This window comes from Haemophilus sp. HMSC068C11 (assembly GCF_001815355.1).
Taxonomy (GTDB): Bacteria; Pseudomonadota; Gammaproteobacteria; order Enterobacterales; family Pasteurellaceae; genus Haemophilus_D.
This window is the reverse complement of sequence record NZ_KV820373.1, coordinates 67,363-92,319: the sequence shown is the minus strand read 5'-3', so window position 1 is coordinate 92,319 and position 24,957 is coordinate 67,363. Positions and strand designations below refer to the sequence as shown.

Annotated in this window: 22 protein-coding genes and 1 pseudogene; 8 read left to right on the top strand and 15 right to left on the bottom strand. The window is 39.8% G+C overall.

Going from position 1 to position 24,957, the window contains the following annotated elements; genetic code table 11:
- The 7 genes from rpoB to tal form a co-directional block, all read right to left on the bottom strand.
- A complete protein-coding gene (gene rpoB, locus HMPREF3020_RS07005; protein WP_049367554.1) occupies window positions 1-4,029 on the bottom strand; it encodes a DNA-directed RNA polymerase subunit beta in 4,029 nt (1,342 codons plus the stop codon).
- A gap of 296 nt (window positions 4,030-4,325) precedes the next feature.
- Window positions 4,326-4,697 carry a 50S ribosomal protein L7/L12 gene (gene rplL, locus HMPREF3020_RS07000; protein ID WP_005697375.1) on the bottom strand — a complete coding sequence of 124 codons (372 nt, stop codon included), beginning with the start codon at window positions 4,695-4,697 and terminating at the stop codon, window positions 4,326-4,328.
- Between the two features lie 54 nt (window positions 4,698-4,751).
- Window positions 4,752-5,243, bottom strand: a complete 492-nt coding sequence (gene rplJ, locus HMPREF3020_RS06995; RefSeq protein WP_005694693.1) for a 50S ribosomal protein L10 — start codon at window positions 5,241-5,243, stop codon at window positions 4,752-4,754.
- A 312-nt stretch (window positions 5,244-5,555) separates the two neighbouring features.
- Window positions 5,556-5,945, bottom strand: coding sequence for a RidA family protein (locus tag HMPREF3020_RS06990; RefSeq protein ID WP_054420364.1), 390 nt, complete (start codon window positions 5,943-5,945; stop codon window positions 5,556-5,558).
- Between the two features lie 80 nt (window positions 5,946-6,025).
- Window positions 6,026-6,772 carry an MlaA family lipoprotein gene (locus HMPREF3020_RS06985; protein WP_070776029.1) on the bottom strand — a complete coding sequence of 249 codons (747 nt, stop codon included), beginning with the start codon at window positions 6,770-6,772 and terminating at the stop codon, window positions 6,026-6,028.
- A gap of 199 nt (window positions 6,773-6,971) precedes the next feature.
- Window positions 6,972-7,595, bottom strand: coding sequence for a YagU family protein (locus tag HMPREF3020_RS06980; RefSeq protein WP_005700166.1), 624 nt, complete (start codon window positions 7,593-7,595; stop codon window positions 6,972-6,974).
- Between the two features lie 198 nt (window positions 7,596-7,793).
- The gene (gene tal, locus HMPREF3020_RS06975) at window positions 7,794-8,747 is read right to left on the bottom strand and encodes a transaldolase (protein WP_049385060.1); all 954 of its coding nucleotides are present in this window, start codon (window positions 8,745-8,747) and stop codon (window positions 7,794-7,796) included.
- Between the two features lie 292 nt (window positions 8,748-9,039).
- On the opposite strand from tal, the gene HMPREF3020_RS06970 reads away from it, so the two are divergent.
- The 5 genes from HMPREF3020_RS06970 (at window position 9,040) to oppF (ending at window position 14,587) form a co-directional block, all read left to right on the top strand.
- A complete protein-coding gene (locus HMPREF3020_RS06970; protein WP_070776028.1) occupies window positions 9,040-10,665 on the top strand; it encodes an ABC transporter substrate-binding protein in 1,626 nt (541 codons plus the stop codon).
- An 80-nt stretch (window positions 10,666-10,745) separates the two neighbouring features.
- Window positions 10,746-11,666 (top strand): oligopeptide ABC transporter permease OppB, encoded by a 921-nt coding sequence (oppB, locus tag HMPREF3020_RS06965; protein ID WP_005700169.1) that lies wholly within the window; start codon window positions 10,746-10,748, stop codon window positions 11,664-11,666.
- 9 nt (window positions 11,667-11,675) lie between these two features.
- Entirely contained in the window at window positions 11,676-12,611 is a 936-nt protein-coding gene (oppC, locus tag HMPREF3020_RS06960; protein WP_049385064.1) for an oligopeptide ABC transporter permease OppC, read from the top strand.
- Window positions 12,612-12,620: 9 nt separating this feature from the next.
- A complete protein-coding gene (locus HMPREF3020_RS06955) occupies window positions 12,621-13,592 on the top strand; it encodes an ABC transporter ATP-binding protein (RefSeq protein WP_070776027.1) in 972 nt (323 codons plus the stop codon).
- Entirely contained in the window at window positions 13,589-14,587 is a 999-nt protein-coding gene (gene oppF / locus HMPREF3020_RS06950; RefSeq protein WP_070776026.1) for a murein tripeptide/oligopeptide ABC transporter ATP binding protein OppF, read from the top strand. Before HMPREF3020_RS06955 ends, oppF begins: the two co-directional genes overlap by 4 nt.
- 39 nt (window positions 14,588-14,626) lie before the next feature.
- On the opposite strand, the gene HMPREF3020_RS06945 is transcribed toward oppF, so the two are convergent.
- A complete protein-coding gene (locus tag HMPREF3020_RS06945) occupies window positions 14,627-15,496 on the bottom strand; it encodes a VirK/YbjX family protein (protein WP_070776025.1) in 870 nt (289 codons plus the stop codon).
- 113 nt (window positions 15,497-15,609) lie between these two features.
- On the opposite strand from HMPREF3020_RS06945, the gene yihA reads away from it, so the two are divergent.
- Window positions 15,610-16,224 carry a ribosome biogenesis GTP-binding protein YihA/YsxC gene (gene yihA / locus HMPREF3020_RS06940; protein WP_070776024.1) on the top strand — a complete coding sequence of 205 codons (615 nt, stop codon included), beginning with the start codon at window positions 15,610-15,612 and terminating at the stop codon, window positions 16,222-16,224.
- A gap of 129 nt (window positions 16,225-16,353) precedes the next feature.
- Window positions 16,354-17,883, top strand: a complete 1,530-nt coding sequence (locus HMPREF3020_RS06935; RefSeq protein ID WP_070776023.1) for a YifB family Mg chelatase-like AAA ATPase — start codon at window positions 16,354-16,356, stop codon at window positions 17,881-17,883.
- Window positions 17,884-17,926: 43 nt separating this feature from the next.
- Here the strand turns inward: HMPREF3020_RS06935 and nfuA are convergent, their stop codons facing one another.
- From nfuA to HMPREF3020_RS06900, 7 genes are all read right to left on the bottom strand, one after another.
- Window positions 17,927-18,511: a Fe-S biogenesis protein NfuA gene (gene nfuA, locus HMPREF3020_RS06930; RefSeq protein ID WP_014064659.1), complete on the bottom strand. Its 585-nt coding sequence runs from the start codon at window positions 18,509-18,511 to the stop codon at window positions 17,927-17,929.
- A gap of 115 nt (window positions 18,512-18,626) precedes the next feature.
- The gene (locus HMPREF3020_RS06925) at window positions 18,627-19,316 is read right to left on the bottom strand and encodes a ComF family protein (RefSeq protein ID WP_070592520.1); all 690 of its coding nucleotides are present in this window, start codon (window positions 19,314-19,316) and stop codon (window positions 18,627-18,629) included.
- Between the two features lie 19 nt (window positions 19,317-19,335).
- On the bottom strand, window positions 19,336-20,718 hold the full coding sequence (locus tag HMPREF3020_RS06920) for a type IV pilus secretin PilQ (RefSeq protein WP_049385074.1): 1,383 nt from the start codon (window positions 20,716-20,718) through the stop codon (window positions 19,336-19,338).
- 1 nt (window position 20,719) lies between these two features.
- Window positions 20,720-21,103, bottom strand: a complete 384-nt coding sequence (locus HMPREF3020_RS06915; protein WP_049385075.1) for a pilus assembly protein PilP — start codon at window positions 21,101-21,103, stop codon at window positions 20,720-20,722.
- Window positions 21,103-21,645 (bottom strand): competence protein ComC, encoded by a 543-nt coding sequence (locus HMPREF3020_RS06910; RefSeq protein ID WP_070592526.1) that lies wholly within the window; start codon window positions 21,643-21,645, stop codon window positions 21,103-21,105. The genes HMPREF3020_RS06915 and HMPREF3020_RS06910 overlap by 1 nt, the downstream gene beginning before the upstream one ends.
- Window positions 21,642-22,154 (bottom strand): PilN domain-containing protein, encoded by a 513-nt coding sequence (locus HMPREF3020_RS06905; RefSeq protein WP_070592528.1) that lies wholly within the window; start codon window positions 22,152-22,154, stop codon window positions 21,642-21,644. The genes HMPREF3020_RS06910 and HMPREF3020_RS06905 overlap by 4 nt, the downstream gene beginning before the upstream one ends.
- Window positions 22,141-22,989 carry a pilus assembly protein PilM gene (locus HMPREF3020_RS06900; protein WP_070776022.1) on the bottom strand — a complete coding sequence of 283 codons (849 nt, stop codon included), beginning with the start codon at window positions 22,987-22,989 and terminating at the stop codon, window positions 22,141-22,143. Before HMPREF3020_RS06900 ends, HMPREF3020_RS06905 begins: the two co-directional genes overlap by 14 nt.
- 99 nt (window positions 22,990-23,088) lie before the next feature.
- Here HMPREF3020_RS06900 and HMPREF3020_RS06895 point away from each other — a divergent pair.
- Window positions 23,089-24,939: pseudogene (locus HMPREF3020_RS06895) on the top strand (penicillin-binding protein 1A); the annotation flags it as partial.
- Window positions 24,940-24,957: the final 18 nt, after the last annotated feature.

The window sequence follows — 24,957 nt, the reverse complement described above, 5'->3', positions numbered from 1 at the left end:
TTACTCTTCGTCTAGCTCGATATTCAAACCAAGTGAACGGATTTCTTTCATAATTACGTTGAAAGATTCCGGTGTACCCGGATCCATTTGTTGGTTGCCGCTGACGATGTTTTTATACATCTTCGTACGACCGTTCACGTCATCGGATTTCACAGTTAACATTTCTTGTAAGGTGTAAGCCGCACCGTATGCTTCAAGTGCCCATACCTCCATCTCACCGAAACGTTGACCACCGAATTGTGCTTTACCACCAAGTGGTTGTTGAGTAACAAGACTATAAGAACCTGTTGAACGAGCATGCATTTTGTCATCAACTAAGTGGTTCAATTTGAGCATGTACATATAACCTACGGTTACTGGACGCTCGAATTTCTCACCAGTACGGCCATCGTATAACGTGATCTGACCTGAAGTTGGTAAGCCACCAAGTTTCAACATTTCTTTGATTTCTTGCTCATCAGCACCATCAAACACTGGTGTTGCTACCGGTAAACCTTTACGTAGGTTTTCTGCTAAACGCATGATTTCGTCATCACTAAAGGTGCTTAAATCCACTTTTTGTGCGCCATGACCTAAATCGTATGCTTTTTGCATATAGCCACGAAGCTTCTCAACATCTTGTTTTTGTTTGATCATCGCATTGATTTGATCACCGATACCTTTAGCAGCTAAGCCTAAGTGGGTCTCTAAGATCTGACCGATGTTCATACGAGATGGTACACCCAGTGGGTTCAATACGATTTCAACCGGTTGACCGTTTTCATCGTATGGCATATCTTCCACAGGGTTGATTTTTGAGATAACACCTTTGTTACCGTGACGCCCCGCCATTTTATCACCCGGTTGGATGTGACGTTTCACCGCTAGGTAAACTTTAACCACTTTTAACACGCCTGGTGCGAGGTCATCACCTTTAATGATTTTCTTACGTTTTACTTCAAGTTTGTGTTCAAACTCTTTACGTAATTCTTCATATTGCTCAGCAAGCTGTTCTAATTGGTTTTGTTTTTCTTCATCTGAAATGGTTTGTTCTAACCATTTTGTGCGATCCATTTTATCTAATTGAGCCGCATCAATACCGCCAGCGATAAGTAGATTACGCACACGAGCAAACAAGCCAGCTTCTAAGATTTCTAATTCATCAGAAAGGTCTTTCTTAGCTTGTTTTAACTGCATTTCTTCAATTTCTAATGCACGTTTGTCTTTTTCTACGCCATCACGGGTGAAGACTTGAACGTCAATTACAGTACCGCTTACGCTATTTGGTACACGTAATGACGAGTCTTTCACATCAGATGCTTTTTCACCGAAGATTGCACGTAACAATTTTTCTTCTGGTGTTAATTGCGTTTCGCCTTTAGGGGTAACTTTACCAACTAAGATGTCGCCACCTTTCACTTCAGCACCCACATAAACGATACCTGATTCATCCAATTTGCTTAATGCAGATTCACCCACGTTTGGAATATCCGCAGTGATTTCTTCAGAACCTAATTTAGTATCACGCGCCACACAAGATAATTCTTGAATGTGAATTGTCGTGAAGCGATCTTGTTGTACAACACGCTCAGAAACTAACATTGAGTCTTCGAAGTTATAACCATTCCAAGGCATGAAGGCCACACGGATATTTTGACCTAATGCTAATTCACCTAAGTCTGTTGAAGGACCATCTGCTAACACTTCACCACGGTTAATTGGATCACCTAAATTCACACAAGGAATTTGGTTGATACACGTATTTTGGTTAGAACGGGTGTATTTAATTAAGTTATAAATATCGATACCCGCTTCGCCTGCTACGGTTTCGTCTTCATTTACTTTGATAACGATACGAGAAGCATCAACATATTGAACTGTACCACCACGTTTCGCGACAACCGCCACACCTGAGTCAAGTGCGATTGGTTTTTCCATACCTGTACCCACTAACGGCTTATCAGCACGTAAAGTAGGAACCGCTTGACGTTGCATGTTCGCACCCATTAAGGCACGGTTCGCATCATCATGCTCTAAGAATGGAATTAACGCAGCTGCCACAGATACCACTTGTTGGGTTGAAACGTCCATATAATGAATTTCTTCTGGTTTATAAAGACCAGATTCACCACGTTCACCACGCGCAGTAACGAATGCATCTGTAAAACGGTTGTTCTCATCAAGGTTTGAGTTCGCCTGTGCAATGATGTAGTTTGCTTCATCAATTGCAGATAAATATTCGATTTCTTCAGTTACTTGACCATCAACCACTTTACGATATGGGGTTTCTAAGAAACCGTAATCGTTCGTACGAGCAAACGCAGAAAGTGAGTTGATCAAACCGATGTTTGGACCTTCAGGGGTTTCAATTGGACATAGACGACCATAGTGAGTGTTATGTACGTCACGCACCTCAAAGCCAGCACGCTCACGTGTTAAACCGCCTGGACCTAATGCAGAAATACGACGTTTGTGTGTTACTTCTGATAATGGGTTGTTTTGATCCATAAATTGCGAAAGTTGTGAAGAACCAAAGAATTCTTTCACTGCCGCAGAAATTGGTTTTGGATTAATTAAGTCTTGTGGTGTGATCGCATCTAAATCGCCTAAAGATAAACGCTCTTTAACTGCTCTTTCTACACGAACTAAACCAATACGGAATTGGTTTTCTGCCATTTCACCCACAGAACGAATACGACGGTTACCCAAGTGGTCGATATCATCCACTTCACCACGACCATTACGGATATCGATGAGTTTTTTCATCACACGAATAATATCGTCGTTACTTAAAATACCTGTGCCCTCGCCTTCAGGAATACCTAATGAGCGATTAAACTTCATACGACCTACTGCAGATAAATCATAACGTTCTGCAGAGAAGAATAAATTATGGAATAACGCTTCTGAAGATTCTGGTGTAGGTGGTTCACCTGGACGCATCATACGATAGATTTCATATAATGCACTTACACGATCGTAAGTTGGATCAACACGTAATGTTTCAGAAATATACGGACCGTAATCTAAGTCATTAGTGAATAATGTTTCGATCACTTTATAGCCTGCTTGCGATAATTTCGCTAACAATTCTAAAGAAATCTCGCCATTTGCTGGGCAAATAATTTCACCTGATTCAAGATCAACGTAATCTTTCGCTGCCACTTTGCCTGCGATATATTCAGTTGGCACTTCAACTTGTGTCACATTATCTTTTTCTAATGCTTTGATGTGACGAGCAGTGATACGACGACCGCGTTCTACATAGACTTTACCATTTACTTCGATATCAAACGTCGCCGTTTCACCACGTAAACGTTCTGGCACTAATGTCATGAGCAATTTATTGCCAGCGATCTCGAAAGTTACTTTGTCGAAGAATAAGTTTAAGATTTCTTCAACGGTGTAACCTAACGCACGTAAAATAATGGTTGCCGGTAATTTACGACGACGGTCAATACGCGCATATAAGTTATCTTTTGGATCAAATTCGAAATCTAACCAAGAACCACGGTAAGGAATAATACGTGCGTTATAAAGCACTTTACCTGAAGAGTGTGTTTTACCTTTGTCAGAATCAAAGAATACGCCCGGGCTACGGTGTAATTGTGAAACGATAACACGCTCAGTACCATTGATAACAAAAGTACCGTTGTCAGTCATTAATGGGATTTCACCCATATATACTTCGCTTTCTTTAATGTCTTTGACTGCGCGTGATGAAGATTCTTTATCGTAGCTAACTAAACGTAATTTTACGCGTAAGCCTGCTGCATAAGTTGAACCACGAATTTGACATTCACGTACATCAAATTCTGGTTCTTCTAAACGGTAATCAACATATTGTAATTCTGTATAACCGTTATTGCTTACGATAGGGAAAACAGAACGGAATGCAGCTTCTAAGCCTTGTTGACCTTCAGGATCTTTTTGAATGAATTTATCAAAAGAATCTAATTGGATAGTTAATAAATAAGGTACATTTAAAACTTGCGGACGTTTGCCGAAGTCTTTACGAATTCGTTTTTTCTCAGTATAGGAGTAACCCATTATTGGTTTTCCTCTGTAAATTTTAGTGAGACCGAGTTGATATAAAAAAAGTGCGGTCAAATTAATTGACGTTTTTATTTATATCGGAGATTGACGCCGTTTCGGATACCGCACTCTGAACCTTACTTCTGTAGTGGGCTACTTAAATTAAAACGTCTGATTAATTTAAGTGGAAACAGATACCATTAAACGGAAAATGCCTATCTGTTTTTTGTGCTGTTTTTGATAGCACAAAATGGCTGATGGTAAACCACCAGCCATTAAGCCTGAGAAACAGGACATAAGTGAATCAAAAATTATTTGATTTCTACTTTTGCACCAGCTTCTTCTAATTCTTTCTTAAGTGCTTCAGCTTCTTCTTTAGAAACGCCTTCTTTTAAGTTAGCTGGAGCAGATTCAACTAAGTCTTTAGCTTCTTTTAAGCCTAAACCAGTTGCACCACGTACTGCTTTGATAACTGCTACTTTGTTAGCACCAGCTTCAGCAAGAACTACGTCGAATTCAGTTTTTTCTTCTGCCGCTGCTGCTGCGCCGCCAGCTGCTGGAGCTGCTGCTACTGCTGCTGCAGAAACGCCGAATTTTTCTTCCATCGCTGCGATTAATTCAACGATTTCAGTTACAGATTTAGAAGCGATCGCTTCAATGATTTGTTCGTTAGTTAATGACATAACAATCAATTCCTAAAATTAATAAAGTTAAATGAAGTAAGAAACGCTTAATGATTAAGCTGCTTCTTGTAATTTGTCGCGTAATGCCGCAAAAGTGCGAACAAGTTTGCCTGCCGCAGCTTCTTTCATTGTGCCCATTAAACGTGCAATTGCTTCTTCGTAAGTTGGTAATGTTGCTAAGAATTCAACATCTTGGATCTTACCTTCAAAGGCTGCACCTTTAATTTCAAACTTATCGTTGGCTTTAGCAAAATCTTTGAACAAACGTGCTGCTGCACCTGGGTGTTCATTAGAGAATGCGATAAGTGTTGGACCTACAAACGTATCTTGTAAGCATTCGAAATCAGTGCCTTCAACCGCACGACGTAATAAAGTATTACGAACAACGCGCATTGTTACACCAGCTTCACGAGCTGCTTTACGTAATTCAGTCATTTTATCAACAGTTACACCACGAGAGTCCGCGATTACTGCTGAAAGTGCACCTTTGGCTGCTTCATTTACTTCGGCAACAATTGCTTGTTTGTCTTGAAGATTTAATGCCATTGGCTTTTAGCTCCTGAATACACTCCGATTTCTCGGAATTAATTTACCTCATCGAAAGAGTTATCTTTCAGACTAGGACGACTTCGGTGCCCAGAAGCAAGAAATATTCTTATTCTGTTCACCATCTACGTAGGATTATTAAGACGATTATTGCTAACCATTCCCTACGGTCTTGGACGGGGCTTGAATAGGTCAAGCACCAACCAGAAATTTTACGCTAAGCGTAATTTAGGAGCGAGATTATAGTGATTAATCTCGCTCTTGTAAAGTCTATTGTAGAAAAAATCTGCAGATTTTAACCGCACTTTTCGATTATTTTCTTACAGCAATTGCTTCGATTTCCACACCTACATCTTTTGGTAATCGAGCTACTTCTACACAAGAACGCGCAGGGAAATTCGGATGATTATTTTCTTTGAAGAATTTCTCGTACTCTGCATTTACTGCTGCAAAATCATTAAGATCTTTCACAAACACCGTGGTTTTCACAATATCACCCACGGTCAAACCCGCTTGTTCAATAATCGCTTTCACATTCTCTAAAGATTGACGCGCTTGAGCCACAATATCTTTCGGCACTTCACCATTCGCCGGATTAACGGGAATTTGTCCAGATGTTAAAACTAAATTACCTAAATCTACCGCTTGAACATAAGGGCCGATTGCGGCAGGGGCTTTTTCTGTATGAATGATTTTAGTCATGATATTCTCCTTTAATCTTGACGTATAAACACGCTTACTATCCTAACATATAAGCGTCTTAATCACTTATATGAGTATTCTTAATCAATCTCTTTTAATACATCATCAGAGAGCTCTTTCTGTGAACCTTCTTTCACTTTACCATCATTTACTTTAAATTCTAAATTCTGATAATAAGCTTCGCGGAAGGTGACATAAGGATCTTGTGCTTGATTTAGCAACTCGGTTTGGTACAATGTTTTCGAGCGTTTATCTACCGCTTGCACACCGTATTTCACAAGTGACCACGGGCCACCTACCCAATTCCAGAACGGATAGGTATAAGCTGCATCAACTACTGCCCCCGTTAATTGACGAGGTGTCGTCGCATTATAGATAGGCAATACAATATAGGCTCCCGCATCTACACCGTAGGTGCCCAATGTTTCACCAAAGCTACGTTGATCATAAACCTGTAATTCTTTACTTGCACTTGCAAAGTCAAATAAGCCACCAATACCAAAGGTTGAGTTAATCCAAAAACGGTTGAAGTGAACAAAGGCTTTTTTCGGCTCACCTTCTAATAAACGGTTTACAAAGCTCACTGGCTCATCCAAGTTGTTTGCTACATTGGATAAACCTTTTGTGACCGGTGTCGGCACGTAATCACGCCAGCCTTTTGCTGCAGGTTCCAACACATAACGATCCATGACTTTATAGTTAAAATCAAACATCGTACGGTTAAAACCTTCTAATTTATCATTGCGTTCACCATCAGCTTTAGTTGCACAACCTGTTAAAACAGCCGTTGCCATTAAGCCTACCGCAAGTAAAGGTGCTTTTTTCATTCCACTTTCCTATTACAAAAAATTGTCTTTATTCTAACCAACTTGAAAGATAACTACAAAAAATTTATTAAAACCTAGAGATAACTTTTCTGTTAGCTATTTTTAATCATAGTGCTTTTTAGTTTTCCAAAAATGACTTTTGTTCCCGACATAAACAAAAATGCCACCTTTCGGTGGCATTCTTTGCAATATAGATTAATTATTCAGTTGCATTTTTTAATGGAATTTCTGCATCTGGCTCGCGAGTAATACGGTTACGTAAATCACGACGAATAATCTCAATTGTCCAGAACCAGAAAATGTGTCCCACTAATTCAGAAATATGTTCATATAACGGCCATTCTGCAACAGGTGGTGTTAAACCTAATGCTGGAAAAGTGATGTAGTGAACACAAATATCTGCGATTAAACCTGCACCAATACCTTGCCAGAATTTGATTTTAGGGAAACGTTCTGCCACTAAACAGTAAGCAATAGCAAATACTAATGAGAAAGTAATGTGAGTCACGCCAATCCAGTCAAAACCATGATCTGCAAAAGTGAATGCTGCTTGAGTTGGGTCAATACCTAAATAATCACGTAAGAATACGTGTGGTGGGTTTAAAAACGCACGTGAACAGACTTGAAGAATTTGATCTTGACTTAAACCTGTGATGTCTACTTTACATGCTGCTGCGAAGAAATCGATTGGACTACGCGGTGGGAATGGATGCTCAGCACCCCATTTTACGAATGCAGAAATTAAACCTGCAATAATACCAACAAAAATCGCTACGCCATAACGACGACGATTAGCAGGAGTTTGTTCAAAAATACCTGACATATATTTGCTCCGAAAAAAGAAAAAATGACCGCACTTTGTATCAAAAGTCGCGGTTCCCATTTTGCTTTAGCAAAACTTGTCTTGAATTCTCAATGACTTTGGTGAGTTAGTCAAGAACTAATTATTAAGAGTTAGAACATTTTATGGTAAGAATAAAAAATGCGGTTATTTCTAACCGCACTTTCATGTTTTTTTAAATTAAAGTTTTGCTGAAAGCATTGCTTCTAATTTCTCTTGGTCAACTGCAAATTTGCGAATCCCCTCTGCTAATTTCTCAACAGCCATCGCATCGCTGTTATGTTGCCAGTAGAATTCTGCTTCAGTTAATGGTTGATGTTTCGCTTTTACTTCACCTTTGTAATCTAGTTTACGTACAAGTGCGGTTGAATTTTCTTGTAATTCTTTAAGTAAAGCGGGAGCGATAGTTAAACGATCACAACCTGCTAATTCAATAATTTCACCGACATTACGGAAACTTGCACCCATTACCACGGTTTTATAACCGTATTCTTTGTAATAGTTATAAATTTTGGTTACAGAAATGACACCTGGGTCTTCTGCTGGTGCATATTCTTTTTTATCAGTATTTGCTTTGTACCAGTCTAAGATACGACCGACGAATGGCGAAATTAAGTAAACACCAGCTTCAGCACACGCACGTGCTTGGGCTTCGGAGAATAATAAGGTTAAGTTACAGTTAATACCTTCTTTTTCAAGAATTTCTGCTGCACGAATACCTTGCCATGTTGACGCAATTTTGATCAATATACGATCATTTGAAATGCCTGCCGCATTATAAAGTGCGATAAGTTTACGTGCTTTTTCAACGGTTGCTTGAGTATCGTAAGAAAGGCGAGCATCTACTTCTGTTGAAATACGTCCTGGAACAATTTTTAAAATTTCTAAACCGATGTTTACCGCTAATTTATCTTCAGCATCAATTAATTGTTGCGCTTTATCTGCACTTTGCGCTTTGGCATAAGCAATCGCTTCATCAATTAATGGTGCATATTGTGGTAATGCTGAAGCACTTAAAATTAAAGATGGGTTTGTTGTTGCATCTTGCGGTTGGTATTTTTTAATAGCATCAATATCGCCCGTATCAGCCACGACGACGGTCATACTACGAAGTGAATCTAACTGAGTTGTCATTATATTCTCCTTGAATGGATTTGTTTGAATTCGACTGTCTTACGATAGCATAATTAGCTTTAAAAAGGTAATTCGTCCAGGAAAATATTTACGATAGGGAAAACCAATGCATTCTAAATTTATCCTCTCATACCATCACTTTTAGCAATTTTTTCGCGATTTATTAGATACAAATCACAAAACGTTATTTTTCTTTAAATAATTACCTTACAAATCTTTACAAACATGAATTTTTGAGCTAATAAGAGAAGGACTCTTTATAAAAATATCGCCTAATGACAAGGAGGCTCAAATGCAACACAAACTACTTTTCTCTGCAATTGCTCTTACTCTTTCCTATTCTGCTCAAGCCGTTATAGTACCTGAGGGAACGCAATTAGATGAAAAACAACATATCGTGATCAATAACGGGGCTGAACCACAAAGTTTTGACCCACAAAAAACTGAAGGTGTACCTGAATCTAACGTTGCTTATCAATTACTTGAAGGTCTCGTCACCTCAGACTCTGAAGGTAAACTTCAACCGGGTGTAGCTGAAAGCTGGGAAAACACGCCGGACTTCAAAACGTGGACATTCCATTTACGTAAAGATGCCAAATGGTCAAATGGTGATCCTGTTACCGCGCACGATTTCGTGTTTGCTTGGCGTCGTTTAGTGGATCCTGCAACTGCAGCGCCTTATGCAAGTTACTTAAGTTATTTACAAGTAGAAAATGCACAAGACATCATTGACGGTAAGAAAAAACCGGCTGAATTAGGTGTTGAAGCAAAAGATGATTACACCTTTGTGGTTCATGCAACCAATCCTGTGCCTTATGCAGTCAGTTTAACAACTCACCAATCCTTATTGCCATTACCACAAAAAGTGGTCGAAAAATTGGGTGACGCATGGGTGAAAAAAGAAAACTACGTGGGTAATGGTGCCTATAAACTGGCTAACCACATTATTAATGAAAAAATCGAATTTGAACGTAACCCACTCTATTGGAACGATAAAGAGACTGTCATTAACAGTGCAACATTCCTTGCGATTGAAAACCCAAGTACTGATGTAGCGCGTTATCGAGCAGGTGATTTAGATATGACAAGCTACGCCTTACCACCAGAACAATTTGCGAAATTACAAAAAGAATTGCCTGGTGAAGTATTCACGACACGTACGCTTGCGACCTATTCTTACGAGTTAAACAATAAGAAAGCGCCTTTTGATAACGTGAATGTTCGTAAAGCCTTGAACTTATCCCTTGACCGTAATGTGATCACCGATAAAGTTTTAGGTCAAGGTCAAACACCAACCTATGTATTTACGCCGACTTACATCGAAGAAGGTCAGCTCATTCAACAACCTGCTTATTCAAAAGAACCAATGGCGCAGCGTAATGAAGAAGCCATTAAACTCTTAGAAGAAGCTGGCTACAGCAAAGCAAATCCGTTGAAATTCAGCATTCTTTACAACACCAATGAAAACCACAAAAAGGTGGCCATTGCCGCAGCATCTATGTGGAAAGCCAACACCAAAGGTTTAATTGATGTGAAATTAGAAAACCAAGAGTGGAAAACCTACATTGATAGCCGTCGTGCAGGCCGTTACGATGCAGCACGTGCAGGATGGAATGCGGATTACAACCAAGCCACAACATTCGGCAACTATTTCTTATCTAATTCGAGTAACAACACCGCAAAATATGCGAACCCAGAATATGATAAAGCCATTGCTGAATCTTATGTCGCAACGGATGCGGAAGGTCGTGCAAAAGCCTACGCGAAAGCCGAAGAAATTCTTGCAAAAGATTTCGGTATCGTGCCAATCTTTAACTATGTGAATCCACGCTTAGTGAAACCTTATGTAAAAGGCTATTCAGGCAAAGATCCACAAGATCACATTTACTTACGCAACCTTTATATTATTAAACATTAATTCGTTGCTCGTATTTAAGTGCGGTTAAAAATTATCGTGTTTTTTGACCGCACTTTTCGCCCATTTTGGTTGGAGTTATTATGCTCAAATTTATTTTTAAACGGCTGTTGGAAGCCTTACCAACGCTGTTTATTTTGATTACTTTTTCCTTCTTTCTGATGCGTCTCGCCCCTGGTAGCCCGTTCACATCAGAACGTGCTTATCCACCAGAAGTCATGGCAAATATCGAAGCGAAGTATCATTTAAATGAACCATTACATAAACAATACTTTCTTTATTTGGAAAATCTTTCCAAAGGCGATTTTGGTCCCTCTTTTAAATATAAAGATCAATCGGTCAATGATTTAATCGCATCAGCCTTCCCTGTTTCCTTAAAATTAGGGATGGTCGCTTTCGCCTTTGCAGTGGTATTAGGTGTCACAGCGGGTACGCTTGCCGCGCTCAATCAAAATAGCCGTTGGGATTATATTTTGATGAGTTTCTCAATGCTTGGCGTCATTATGCCAAGCTTCGTCTTCGCACCAGTCTTAGTGCTGATTTTCGCCATTTATTTAGGTTGGTTACCTGCTGGCGGTTGGAATGGCGGTTCAGCAATGTACATTATTTTACCCGTTGCCTCATTAACTATCGCTTATGTTGCAGGGATTGCACGTATCATGCGCGGATCCATGATTGAAGTACTGCATTCCAACTTTATTCGTACCGCTAAAGCAAAAGGACTTTCAACCTCAAGAATCATTTTAAAACATGCTTTACGTCCTGCTCTTTTACCCGTGATTACCTATTTAGGCCCGGCTTTCGTAGGGATTATTACTGGCTCAATGGTTATCGAAAGTGTATTTGGTTTGCCTGGCATGGGCTTATTATTTGTAAACGGTGCATTAAACCGCGATTATTCTTTAGTTTTAAGTCTTACTATTTTAGTGGGCACATTAACCATTTTATTTAATGCGATTGTGGATATTTTATACGCCATCATCGATCCAAAAATTCGTTATTAAGGATAAATTATGACAGATTATCGTACTCAGCCGATTAATCAGAAAAATGCGGATTTTGTGGAACAAGTAGCTGACCGTATTGAAGAAATGCAACTGGAAGGCCGCAGTCTCTGGCAAGATGCGAAACGCCGTTTTTTCCGCAACAAAGCGGCCGTTGCCAGTCTGATTATTTTAGCGTTTATTATTGTATTTATTACCGTAGCACCTTGGTTCTTCCCCTTTACCTATGAAGATACCGATTGGAATATGATGAGCTCTCCACCAACAATGGAAGGCTATCACTTCTTCGGTACGGATGCTTCTGGTCGAGACTTACTGGTGCGTACCGCTATCGGTGGACGGATTTCATTATTGGTCGGTATCGCGGGTGCTTTCATTTCCGTCACTATCGGCACAATTTATGGTGCGATTTCCGGCTATGTAGGTGGTAAAACGGATATGTTGATGATGCGCTTTTTGGAAATTCTTAGCTCATTTCCATTTATGTTCTTCGTCATTTTATTAGTGACCCTTTTTGGCCAAAACATTTTCTTAATTTTTATCGCAATTGGTGCCATTGCTTGGCTTGGTCTTGCACGTATCGTACGTGGTCAAACCCTTAGTTTGAAAAATAAAGAATTCGTCGAAGCCGCCATCGTTTGTGGCGTGTCACGTCGCCAAATCATTTTCAAACATATTATTCCAAATGTATTGGGCTTAGTAGCAGTATATGCCTCACTTGAAGTACCTGGACTTATTCTTTTCGAATCATTCTTAAGTTTCTTAGGCTTAGGAACACAAGAGCCGATGAGTAGCTGGGGTGCACTATTAAGTGATGGAGCAGCACAAATGGAAGTCTCGCCTTGGCTATTAATTTTCCCGGCATTTTTCCTTTGTCTCACACTGTTTTGTTTTAACTTTATCGGTGACGGGTTGCGTGATGCGCTCGATCCAAAAGATAGATAGGAGCGAATCATGAATCCTTTATTAGATGTAAAAAATCTCTACGTTCGCTTCAAAACACCCGATGGTACCGTCACTGCAGTGAATGATTTAAACTTCACGCTTAATGCGGGAAGCACGCTAGGCATCGTGGGTGAAAGTGGTTCAGGCAAATCACAAACTGCCTTTGCTTTAATGGGCTTATTGGCGGCCAATGGTACAGTGGAAGGTTCCGCCATCTTTGAAGGTAAAGAATTGGTTAATTTACCGAAGGCTGAATTGAATAAAATCCGTGCCGAGCAAATTTCCATGATTTTCCAAGATCCGATGACGTCTCTCAACCCTTACATGAAAATCGGTGAACAGCTCATGGAAGTCCTGCAGTTGCACAAAGGCTATGATAAACAAACCGCCTTTGCTGAATCCGTGAAAATGCTGGATGCGGTAAAAATGCCAGAAGCTAAAAAACGCATGGGCATGTATCCACACGAGTTTTCAGGTGGTATGCGTCAACGGGTGATGATTGCGATGGCTTTATTATGCCGTCCAAAACTACTTATTGCCGATGAACCAACAACCGCTTTGGATGTGACTGTTCAAGCGCAAATCATGACTTTGTTAAATGAGTTAAAACGTGAGTTTAATACCGCGATTATTATGATTACCCATGATCTTGGTGTCGTGGCGGGTATTTGCGATCAAGTGATGGTGATGTATGCCGGACGAACCATGGAATACGGCACAGCAGAGCAAATTTTCTATCATCCAACTCATCCTTATTCTATTGGCTTAATGGATGCGATTCCTCGCTTAGATGGCAATGAAGAACACTTGGTCACCATTCCAGGCAATCCGCCGAATCTATTACATTTGCCAAAAGGTTGCCCATTCTCGCCCCGTTGCCAATTTGCAACAGAACAATGCCAAACTGCGCCAAAACTGGCCGCATTTAATGAAGGTCAATTACGCAATTGTTGGTTACCCGTGGAGAAATTTACCCTATGACAGTTTCAAATAACAAAGAATTACTCCTTGAAGTCAATCACTTAGGCGTTAGTTTTAAAATTAAAAATGATAAATCCCTTTTCTTCGCCAAACCGCAAACCTTAAAAGCGGTGAAGGATGTGTCTTTTAAACTTTACGCAGGTGAAACTCTCGGTGTAGTGGGTGAATCAGGTTGCGGTAAATCAACTCTTGCACGCGCTATTATCGGTTTAGTCGAAGCGAGTGAAGGGGAAATCTTGTGGCTTGGCAAAAATTTGCGAAAACAATCAGCGAAACAATGGAAAGAAACGCGTAAAGATATTCAAATGATTTTCCAAGACCCTCTCGCCTCTCTCAATCCACGAATGAATATTGGTGAAATCATTGCTGAACCATTAAAGATCTACCAACCGCACTTAAGCACCGCTGAAGTGAAAGAAAAAGTGCAAGCTATGATGTTGAAAGTTGGGCTTTTACCCAACTTGATTAACCGCTATCCGCATGAGTTTTCTGGTGGCCAATGTCAGCGTATCGGTATCGCTCGCGCGTTAATCATTGAGCCGAAAATGATCATTTGTGATGAGCCTGTTTCTGCTCTGGATGTGTCAATTCAGGCTCAAGTGGTGAATTTATTGAAATCCCTGCAAAAAGAAATGGGGCTTTCCTTAATTTTCATCGCTCATGATTTGGCGGTGGTAAAACACATTTCTGACCGCGTGTTAGTGATGTATTTAGGCAATGCCATGGAATTAGGCAGTGATGAGGAGGTATATAACAATACCAAACATCCTTATACCAAAGCCTTAATGTCTGCAGTTCCAATTCCCGATCCAAAATTGGAACGCAATAAGTCCATCGAATTACTTGAAGGTGAGCTGCCTTCGCCAATTAATCCACCGTCTGGTTGCGTGTTCCGAACTCGCTGCCTGAAAGCTGATGAAAATTGTGCGAAACAAAAACCACCTTTCACCAGCCAAAACAACAGCCATTTTGTGGCTTGTTTGAAAGTCTTATAAAACAAAAAGTGCGGTCAAAATTCACCGCACTTTTTACTTTTACAATCCTAACGTTTCTTCGATTACTTTAGCTAAATCATCTAACATCGCATAACGCTTGCGATACATGGATCGCTTTTTACTCGGCACATCATCAAGGTTTCTATCTATTTCTAAAGACAATTCCCAATAATCTTTCAACTGTCCACCTGATTCAGCAAAAATCGCATCATAATCTACAACATAATGAGAACTTTGAATAAAACGCGATTTATTTTGATATTTTTGTGGAATGCCCAATAACGTCTTAAAACCCAACGCTTTCGTCAATACTTTCATCGTTTCCACCATCAAATAAGCAGGACGTAAACCATGACAAGTTTTTGTGAGTTGCTTCACCATCTCTTTAGAACCCTCAAAATTGGGCCCCTGCACCACAGAAATAAGCAATGACTCGTCAAGTTTGGCAAAAGTAAGCAAATACACTAATTCATTACGTGGTTTATGCCATAACTCCAATACCCAATAGCCTTCCATTGGTTGGTGTGTGGTCATCGACAATATCATTTCAAAATCAGGAATCACTTCACCAAAACTTAATGACGTTTTATAAATAGGTGCTGAAAGTGCGCTCAATTTTTTAGGTAAAAAAAGTAGATTATCGCAGATAGCTTGGAAACGCTGTTTACTGTTAAAACGTTTATCTAAAAAACGATAAACTAACGGATAGCTATAATCTGCATGTTCATTTAATAACGTCACAAGAAAAGGATGCTGGTTAATAAATTGCTCAAATTGAGCAATTAATCCACGGTGTAAAAAAGCACGAAGACGATAACGTAGGCGCTTAAGCGTATAAGAACGCCCAGGTCTATCGGGATAAACGGCTTCCGCTTTTGGCCAGCGATATTGATTCTCTTGAGATTCCATAGTTATTAATATAATTAAAGAGGCTTTAAATCACACAAAGCGCGCATTCTCTCATAATTTCAGCAATTTTTCTATTTGTGATATGCTAGGATCAATTGATGAAAGGAACCATTATGTCTGAAATTAAACTGAATTATCATAAAACGCATTTTCTTACGAGCGCCCCAAATATTCGTTCCATCCCAGAAGATACTGGAATTGAAATTGCTTTTGCAGGACGCTCAAATGCAGGAAAATCAACCGCACTTAATGCGTTAACCAATCAAAAAAGCTTAGCCAGAACGTCCAAAACACCTGGTCGTACACAGCTCATCAACCTTTTTGAAGTAGAGCCGAATTGTAAACTGGTAGACTTACCTGGCTATGGTTATGCTGCCGTTCCTGAGAAAATGAAAATTGAATGGCAAAAATCCCTCGGAGAATATTTGCAAAAACGCGAATGTTTAGGCGGACTTGTTGTTTTAATGGATATTCGTCATCCATTAAAAGATCTCGACCAACAAATGATCGAATGGGCAGTTTCTGCTGATTTACCAGTTATGCTGCTTTTAACTAAAGCGGATAAACTTAGTCAAAGTGCGCGTAGCAAACAGGTCAAAATGGTACGTGAAGCCATTTTACCCTTCCAAGGTGATATTCAAGTCGAAGCCTTTTCTGCACAAAATAAAATTGGCATTGATAATTTGGCTGCCAAGTTAGATAGTTGGTTTTCGCCACTTTTTTCGTAGTTTTTTATCAAGAAAAAGTCATTTCTGCGATCAAGATCGCAAAAAAAGCATAGGATGCATGATTTCATTCTGTGCTTTTTTTATAGTGCGAAAATCTGATTATTTTTGACCGCACTTTAAGGAATCTGAATGTCTCTTGCCATTGTTTATAGCCGTGCCTCAATGGGCGTACAAGCCCCTCTTGTTACCATTGAGGTACACTTAAGTAACGGAAAGCCTGGATTTACCTTAGTTGGTCTACCCGAAAAAACCGTAAAAGAAGCGCAAGATCGTGTCAGAAGTGCATTAATGAATGCCCAGTTCAAATATCCTGCTAAACGCATCACCGTCAACCTTGCACCGGCCGATTTACCCAAAGAAGGGGGACGATTTGATTTACCTATTGCAATCGGTATTTTAGCTGCATCAGATCAACTCGACGGTAGCCGTTTAAAACAGTTTGAATTCGTTGGCGAGCTCGCATTAACGGGTGAATTACGTGGCGTACACGGCGTGATTCCCGCCATTTTAGCTGCACAAAAAGCGAAACGCGCCCCCATTATCGCTTATCAAAATGCCAATGAGGCCTCGCTTGTTTCAGAACAAGAGACTTATTTTGCTAAAAACCTTTTGGAAGTCGTACAATTCTTAAATAATCAAGAAAAATTACCTTTGGCCTCATTACTCGCACAAGAAAGTGCGGTCGGATTTTCAGCTAAAAATCATTTAGATTTGACCGATATTATTGGTCAGCAACACGCTAAACGAGCACTAATGATAGCTGCCGCAGGCCAACACAACCTGCTCTTTTTAGGGCCACCTGGGACAGGTAAAACCATGTTAGCAAGTCGTCTCACTGCATTGCTCCCTGAAATGACGGATTTAGAAGCGATTGAAACCGCTTCGGTTACGAGTTTAGTACAAAATGAATTAAATTTTCATAACTGGAAACAACGTCCGTTTCGAGCGCCACATCATAGTGCCTCATTACCTGCCTTAGTAGGAGGAGGAACCATTCCAAAACCAGGCGAAATATCGCTCGCACATAACGGCGTACTTTTTCTTGATGAATTGCCTGAGTTTGAGCGTAAAGTGCTTGATGCGCTTCGCCAGCCATTAGAAAGTGGAGAAATTATTATTTCGCGTGCCAATGCGAAAATCCAGTTCCCCGCTCGCTTTCAACTCGTTGCCGCGATGAATCCAAGTCCAACGGGTCATTATACTGGAACACATAACCGAACCTCACCACAACAAGTGATGCGTTATTTAAACCGACTTTCGGGGCCATTTTTAGATCGTTTTGATTTATCTATTGAAGTCCCTCTTCTGCCACAAGGTAGCTTACAGAATACAGGAGATAGAGGCGAGACAAGCCAGCAAGTACGAGAAAAAGTGTTGAAAGTGAGGGAAATTCAACTTGCTCGAGCCGGTAAAATCAATGCGTATCTTTCAAGCAAAGAAATTGAACGGGACTGTAAATTACAAGATAAAGATGCATTATTCCTTGAGAATGCACTCAATAAGCTAGGACTTTCAGTAAGAGCCTATCATCGGATTTTAAAAGTCTCACGCACGATTGCTGATTTAAATGGCGAAAAAGAGATACAACAAACTCATTTAGCAGAAGCGCTAGGATATCGAGCGATGGATCGGTTGTTACAGAAATTGTCTGCGGCTTAAAAAATAAAAGGGCGAATGATTCGCCCTTTTTTATCTTCGATTCTTAGTAATAAGAATGTTCACCACGTTGGTGTTCTGTTACATCTCGTGCGCCTTTTAGTTCATTTGGGAAAAGTGCGACCAATTGTTTCTCTACCCCGTCTTTTAAGGTGACATCAACCATTGAGCAACCATTACAGCCACCACCGAATTGTAGAACTGCATAACCGTCATCGGTAATTTCAATTAACGTGATTTTACCGCCATGGCTGGCTAATTGTGGGTTGATTTGTGTTTGAATCACATACTCTACGCGCTCAATTAAAGGCGCATCATCTGCAACTTTACGCATTTTTGCGTTAGGTGCTTTTAAAGTGAGTTGAGCACCAAGCTCTTCGGTTACGTAATCAATTTCTGCATCTTCTAAAAACGGTAAGCTGATTTCATCTACAAATGCAGAGAACGTATCATACTTCATTTCAGTATCAGTCGCTTCAACTGAATTTGGCGGACAATAAGACACGCCACATTCTGCTCCAGGCGTACCCGGATTCACGACAAAAATACGAATATTTGTACCTTCTTCTTGTGTATCTAAAAGTTTCCGAAAATGTGCTTGTGCAGCATCTGAAATAAAAATTTGTTCCATAAATAAAGTCCTAATACTTGATGCAATATATCAAGAATGATACTCCTATACGGCAATTTTTTCTACATTTATTCCTATTTTTATAGATATAGGTAAATCCTATCCTTAACAGATTTTAGGCTCGAGCTAAGCCCCATACTTGAATTTCTTTTACACCTAATTTTCGAAGCTGTTTAGCTATTTCTGCTAATGTTGAACCGGTTGTAATCACATCATCCACCAACGCAACACGTTCATAAGGAAAAGGCTTTTGGGTATTCACTGTAAAAGCATTTTTAAGGTTTTGTCGTCGATCTTTCGCCGTTAAACCTCGCTGAGTATGGGTATGTTTAATCCGTTTCACCACATGATGACAGTTAGGCACATCACACCAGCGACTTAACCAATTAGCCAATAAATCAGCTTGGTTATAGCCCCGTTGCCATTGTCGAAAATGATATAACGGTACGGGAATAATCGCCTGTGGCAGCGAGAGCCCATGTGTTCGTCTCGCCTGTCGCACCGCAAGATAAAGCAAACGCGATAAACTGCGATCTAACCAAAACTGTTTTTGGAATTTAAAACGATGAATAAGTGAAGAAAGTGGTTCAAGGTAATGCCCAATGATCACAATGCGATCCCAAGCAGGTTCATTTTTCAAACAATGTCCACAGCCCATTGCATAATGCTGCAAGGGTGAACCACATCGACCACAATAAGGGAAAGTTTTAATTTGCTTCTGACATCGACTACACAACCCGTTTCGACCAAGATGAATAGATCGCTTGCAATACACACAGCTAAACTGAAAAAAATGGGAAAACATAAAAGAAATTGACCGCACTTTATTTTTTCGCTTTTTCAACTTGCTTAAAATGCTTTTCTTTCTTAGCCATTTCCATTCTTTCACCCTGTTTCAAAATATGAGGTGTCACAAAAATGACGAGTTCGCGTTTTTGATGACGTTCACTTTCCTTACTAAATAAGCGCTTAATACCTGGAATATCGCCCAATAATGGTACTTTATCGACACCTTTCGTGATCGTATCGTGAAATACACCACCTAATACAATTGTTTCGCCATCTTTGGCAAACACTTGCGTATTAATTTCTTGTTTATCAATGGATACCACTTCATTTTGCCCATAAGCCACTCGATTCCCTGGAGAATTTTGACTCACTAATAAATCCAATAAAATATTATTATCCTTCGAAATATGTGGTGTCACTTCTAATCCCAACACCGCTTCTCGAAATTCCACTGATTGAGTGTCATTTTTCCCATTTGTCACCACATAAGGAATTTCTGTCCCTTGTTTGATGCTTGCGCTTTTCTTGTTGGTAGTAAGTAAGCGAGGGCTTGCAATAATTTCTACGTTATTTTCACGTTCAAGTGCGGTCAATTCTAGGTCTAATAATCGACCATTAATTTTAGCTACTTGAAGAGCTAATGAGCCAGCTGGCGTGACCGTTGTCGCAAAATTCACATTTAAATTATTACTGATATTGCTAAACCCATTCGCATCTAAACTGCCACCCACTCGATGGGCTGCCTCAGTAGGATTAAAAATGCCCCAACGCACACCTAATTCTTTTAGGCTTTCATCAGTAATCGTCACAATACGTGCCTCAATCACGATTTGCTCAATGGGTTTATCCAACTCTGCGATTAACTTTTTGATATTTTTGACAGAACGTGCATCATCCTGAATCAGTAATACATTGCTTCGGTCATCAAATGTAATCGTGCCGCTAGGTGAAAGCAAAGAACCACTACCAGTTGTTAAAGATTTCATCACATCAGAGGCCTTGGCAAAATGCAGTTTAACCGTTGTACTCACAAGTGGTGTTTCACTAGGCAAACTTTCTCCGCTAATCGCCATCGGTTCTGTCATTTTCTCTGCATATTGTTCATGTTGAGAAGGTTTACCCAAATAATAAATACCATTTTCTTGATAAAAAGAGAGACCTTTGATTTTTGCGACAGAACGCAATAATCGATCAAAATCTACGTTATCTAATTGTAATGAAAGTGTTCCTTCTAGCTCATCATCAATCATTAAATTAGCGTTTTGCTCAATAGCCAGTTGTTGGAGTGTCGCCACCATTGGCGCCTGTTTTAAGCGAAGTGAAAATACGCGATTTTCAGCCGCAGAGTAAGTTGTCCATAGGATCAAAAAACACATTAAAAACTGACTGCACTTTGTTTTTATTTTCTGCTTTATCATTTTAAAATCTCATGATGATTGATGTCGTTTGTTCACATTGTCCTGCTTTATAACCTTGAAGCGTCAAGCTGTTTTTACTCACTTTTTCGATTAAATAGCCTTCCTTTCCAATTCTCTGCCCGACTTGAACCAACAAAATATGCCCATCATCATTAAATAACACTTCTGCCTGTTTACCGTATTGCAAGACACCTACAATATGTAGCTGAGCCAATGGGCGTTCCTCCGCCAGTCTCGGCTCCGAATATACGCAAGCCGACACTGGCGGTAGGGTGAGCCCCTCTTTTGGATATTCGGTTTGTTCTCTTTGTTTACGATCAAAAGGATCTTGCGAAAATGACGATACAGAAAAAAACGCTATCAAGATTAAGAAGAGCTTTTTCATTATTTATCCTTATTTAATTGGAAAATTAACTCACATGTAATAGAAGCATTTTCCTCTTCATCTAATTTTTCAATGTTTAATTGCGTTAACGAAAGTGTAGGAACATCGCTTAAAAGTGCGATCAAAAATTGCTGTAAATCGACAAAATAGCCTTGTAACGACAAATGGAACAAAGTATGTTGAGAAAAATCCCAACGCAAATCCAACGCTCGAAGTCGCCCATTTAACAACGCCTGCACATGCTGATTTATCGGCAACACAGAATTAGCCAATTCTGGAGAAAGTTGTCGGCTGTCTGACTTTTGTCTTAAGGTTTGTAAAATCTTTTCCTGTTTCTCCCACTCTTGTTGTTGCAAACTCAATTCTGCGTCAAGTCGATGTCGTTCATTACTGTTTTCAACGTAACGAAAAACAGGTAAAAAGATGACCGCACTTAATGCACTCAACCAAAAGGCAGCATGGACCATTTGAGGTAATCGAAGCCATCGCCCAAACCAACTTTGCGCACTTTTTTGAACGATCTCGTTGATAAGGTTTCTCATTGCACAAGCTCCGATAAATGAATATCAAATTGAAAGAACAACTGCTGTTGCACTGGTTGAAACTTAGTTAAGTTAACCTCTGTAAAATGGCGTTTGAGAAATTGATGTATCTCTTCAAACTCTTGTTGGCTTTCTGTCATGCCTGAAAGGACAACTTGCTTAGCATTGAGCGTAAATTCATCTAACTCACCTTGTTGTAAGGGCAACTCAGTTAATAAATTAAGCATTCGATACACATATTCCGTCTCCATTTCTGTCAGCTCATTCAGTTCTTTTAAGTTACTTTGTAGTTGCTGAACTTGAATGCGTTTCTGATGGACTTGATGAGTAATTTGTGTCAGTTTTTCTTTTGTCTGGCTTAGGGCTTGCCCTTGTTGTTCATTGAGTTGGTTCAATCCAACAACAATCAAAACTAAACAAGCTAGCCAAATTAAACCTTGCCACATAAAACGACGAAAGGCCTTTTGATGTTGTTCTAAGCGCCAAGGCAATAGATTAAGGCTTAACATCACCACTCTCCCGATTACTTGGAGTCAAAAGTGCGGTCGTTTTTGAGGATAAATCCACGAGCTTTAAATCGGTTTGCCAGAGTGCATTGCCTAAAGCGATGAAAGGTAAATCTGTTTCGATTCGTGGCCAATCCTGAGGCAGTAATTCGATTGTGCGTGAATTTAATATATCGGGCGTTTGATACACATAAATCTGTTCTATTGTTTCAGGAAAACGCTGGATAAATTGTTGATAAAGCTCAGATAAATCACTTTGAGATTGTAAGACTTGTCGTTGTTGTAAGCGTTCACAAACGGCGAGACAACCTTGTTGATCTTGATATAAAAACAAGGCGTTCGTCGGCTCTTGCCCTAAAATGGCATAAAATGCACGCAAAATGCTGTGATTCAGTAAATCAAGTGCGGTCAATTTTAGCGGCAAATATTTTGCTAATTCTGCATTGGCACTTTCTTTTCGAATAGCCGTGATATCCAAACGAAAACCTTGTTTTAATGGCGTGGTCAGATAATCAAACCATAATTCATCCAACGGAATCGGTAATTCTTTTTGCAAAATGAAACGACATTGTTGTTCACACTCCTGAGCATTGAGTGTTTGCGGTAAAATAAGCGTTTTAGACCAAGTTAAATGGGGGGAAATGGCGCCGATAAAACAACATTGGTTCGTTTTTTGTGGTAAATGAGGCAATAACTGGGAAAAAATGTCCTTTTGTTGTCCATTCAAGCAAATAGATTGAACTTTGTGGAATTCATCTAGCCAAACAAAATAGAGGTTATCTTGTTGTTTACTCACACCAATTTGTTGTTTTCGCTGCTTTCTATGAGCAATTCCCATATTCTTTCCTATTCTTTAAGGGATTAATCTTTTATACTTAGCAGCCAAGATCATAATTTTGATTTTTTGAATATTCATTAAACCAGAGAGAATTTTACGATGCGGATCGCAAAATTAATATTAAGTACCCTATTTACGATATGTATACTGGGGTTAGTCGCCGGTGGTGTACTGTATTTTCACTTAAAATCCTCCTTGCCATCGGTAGAAAGCCTAAAAACTGTTGAATTGCAACAGCCGATGCAAATCTATACGGCTGATGGCAAATTAATCGGTGAAGTCGGTGAACAACGCCGTATTCCTGTGAAATTAGAAAATGTGCCTCAGCGTCTGCAAGATGCCTTCTTAGCAACAGAAGATAGCCGTTTTTATGAACATCATGGCTTAGATCCTGTTGGTATTGCTCGTGCGATTTTTGTTGCCGTCAACAATGGTGGTGCATCTCAAGGGGCAAGTACCATTACGCAACAGCTTGCGCGTAACTTCTTCTTAACGCCAGAAAAAACCATTATTCGTAAAGCTCGCGAAGCAGTCTTAGCCATTGAAATTGAAAATGCCTTAAGTAAACAAGAAATTTTAGAACTCTATTTAAATAAAATTTTCTTAGGGTATCGTTCTTATGGCGTCGCAGCTGCCGCACAAACCTACTTTGGTAAAAACTTAGATGAATTAACGCTGTCTGAAATGGCCGTCATTGCTGGCTTGCCAAAAGCGCCTTCTACCATGAATCCACTCTATTCGCCAAAACGTGCGGAAGAACGTCGAAATGTGGTTTTAAGTCGAATGCTTGATGAGAATAAAATCACCAAAGCAGAATATGATGCAGCCATTAAAGAGCCAATCGTCGCAAGCTATCATGGTGCTAAATTTGAATTCCGTGCAGACTATGTGACTGAAATGGTTCGTCAAGAAATGGTGAAACGTTTTGGTGAAGAAGATGCTTATACCAAAGGTTATAAAGTCTTCACGACTGTACTTTCAAAAGATCAAGCGGAAGCACAAAAAGCAGTCCGTAATAACCTGATCGATTATGATATGCGTCATGGCTGGCGTGGCGGTGCACCACTTTGGAAAAAAGGTGAAGCCCCATGGGATAATGAACGTATTGTCGCTTTCTTGAAAAAATTACCTGATTCAGAACCGTTTATTCCTGCAGCAGTAACCGCATTAGGTAAGAATGGTGCAGAATTACTTTTAGCCAATAATGAAACAATGACGCTTTCTTCTAATGCAATGCGTTGGGCGGGAAGATCACCGGTTAAAGTGGGCGAACAAATTTGGATTCGTAAACGTGATAACGGTGAATGGATTTTAGGCCAAATCCCTGCAGCTAACTCCGCATTAGTTTCATTAAACTCAGATAATGGTGCCATTGAAGCGATGGTGGGTGGTTTTAGTTACGAACAAAGTAAATTTAACCGTGCAACTCAATCTTTAGTGCAAGTTGGTTCTTCGATTAAACCATTTATCTATGCGGCTGCATTAGAAAAAGGTTTAACCCTTTCAAGCGTATTGCAAGATAGTCCTATCTCTATTCAAAAACCAGGACAACCTTTGTGGCAACCGAAAAACTCACCTGATCGTTATGACGGTCCAATGCGTTTACGTGTAGGTTTAGGTCAATCTAAAAACATGATTGCCATCCGTGCACTACAAACTGCAGGTGTTGGCTTTACCGCGGACTTCTTGCAACGTTTTGGATTCAAACGCGACCAATATTTTGCCAGTGAAGCGCTTGCATTAGGTGCGGCATCCTTCACGCCATTGGAAATGGCGCGTGCTTACGCGGTATTTGATAACGGTGGTTTCTTAATTGATCCTTATCTTATCGAAAAAATTCAAGATAATACCGGTAAAGATTTATTTATTGCAAACCCGAAAATTGCTTGTATCACCTGTAACGACATTCCTGTAATTTATGGTGAAACTAAAGATAAAATTGATGGCTTTAAAGATGTCGCAGAAGTG

Excerpts from the sequence above, each read along its gene's own strand:
- rpoB (WP_049367554.1), bottom strand. The coding sequence starts at position 4,029 with ATGGGTTACTCCTATACTGAGAAAAAACGAATTCGTAAAGACTTCGGC.
- rplL (WP_005697375.1), bottom strand. The coding sequence starts at position 4,697 with ATGTCATTAACTAACGAACAAATCATTGAAGCGATCGCTTCTAAATCT.
- rplJ (WP_005694693.1), bottom strand. The coding sequence starts at position 5,243 with ATGGCATTAAATCTTCAAGACAAACAAGCAATTGTTGCCGAAGTAAAT.
- HMPREF3020_RS06990 (WP_054420364.1), bottom strand. The coding sequence starts at position 5,945 with ATGACTAAAATCATTCATACAGAAAAAGCCCCTGCCGCAATCGGCCCT.
- HMPREF3020_RS06985 (WP_070776029.1), bottom strand. The coding sequence starts at position 6,772 with ATGAAAAAAGCACCTTTACTTGCGGTAGGCTTAATGGCAACGGCTGTT.
- HMPREF3020_RS06980 (WP_005700166.1), bottom strand. The coding sequence starts at position 7,595 with ATGTCAGGTATTTTTGAACAAACTCCTGCTAATCGTCGTCGTTATGGC.
- tal (WP_049385060.1), bottom strand. The coding sequence starts at position 8,747 with ATGACAACTCAGTTAGATTCACTTCGTAGTATGACCGTCGTCGTGGCT.
- HMPREF3020_RS06970 (WP_070776028.1), top strand. The coding sequence starts at position 9,040 with ATGCAACACAAACTACTTTTCTCTGCAATTGCTCTTACTCTTTCCTAT.
- oppB (WP_005700169.1), top strand. The coding sequence starts at position 10,746 with ATGCTCAAATTTATTTTTAAACGGCTGTTGGAAGCCTTACCAACGCTG.
- oppC (WP_049385064.1), top strand. The coding sequence starts at position 11,676 with ATGACAGATTATCGTACTCAGCCGATTAATCAGAAAAATGCGGATTTT.
- HMPREF3020_RS06955 (WP_070776027.1), top strand. The coding sequence starts at position 12,621 with ATGAATCCTTTATTAGATGTAAAAAATCTCTACGTTCGCTTCAAAACA.
- oppF (WP_070776026.1), top strand. The coding sequence starts at position 13,589 with ATGACAGTTTCAAATAACAAAGAATTACTCCTTGAAGTCAATCACTTA.
- HMPREF3020_RS06945 (WP_070776025.1), bottom strand. The coding sequence starts at position 15,496 with ATGGAATCTCAAGAGAATCAATATCGCTGGCCAAAAGCGGAAGCCGTT.
- yihA (WP_070776024.1), top strand. The coding sequence starts at position 15,610 with ATGTCTGAAATTAAACTGAATTATCATAAAACGCATTTTCTTACGAGC.
- HMPREF3020_RS06935 (WP_070776023.1), top strand. The coding sequence starts at position 16,354 with ATGTCTCTTGCCATTGTTTATAGCCGTGCCTCAATGGGCGTACAAGCC.
- nfuA (WP_014064659.1), bottom strand. The coding sequence starts at position 18,511 with ATGGAACAAATTTTTATTTCAGATGCTGCACAAGCACATTTTCGGAAA.
- HMPREF3020_RS06925 (WP_070592520.1), bottom strand. The coding sequence starts at position 19,316 with ATGTTTTCCCATTTTTTTCAGTTTAGCTGTGTGTATTGCAAGCGATCT.
- HMPREF3020_RS06920 (WP_049385074.1), bottom strand. The coding sequence starts at position 20,718 with ATGATAAAGCAGAAAATAAAAACAAAGTGCAGTCAGTTTTTAATGTGT.
- HMPREF3020_RS06915 (WP_049385075.1), bottom strand. The coding sequence starts at position 21,103 with ATGAAAAAGCTCTTCTTAATCTTGATAGCGTTTTTTTCTGTATCGTCA.
- HMPREF3020_RS06910 (WP_070592526.1), bottom strand. The coding sequence starts at position 21,645 with ATGAGAAACCTTATCAACGAGATCGTTCAAAAAAGTGCGCAAAGTTGG.
- HMPREF3020_RS06905 (WP_070592528.1), bottom strand. The coding sequence starts at position 22,154 with ATGTTAAGCCTTAATCTATTGCCTTGGCGCTTAGAACAACATCAAAAG.
- HMPREF3020_RS06900 (WP_070776022.1), bottom strand. The coding sequence starts at position 22,989 with ATGGGAATTGCTCATAGAAAGCAGCGAAAACAACAAATTGGTGTGAGT.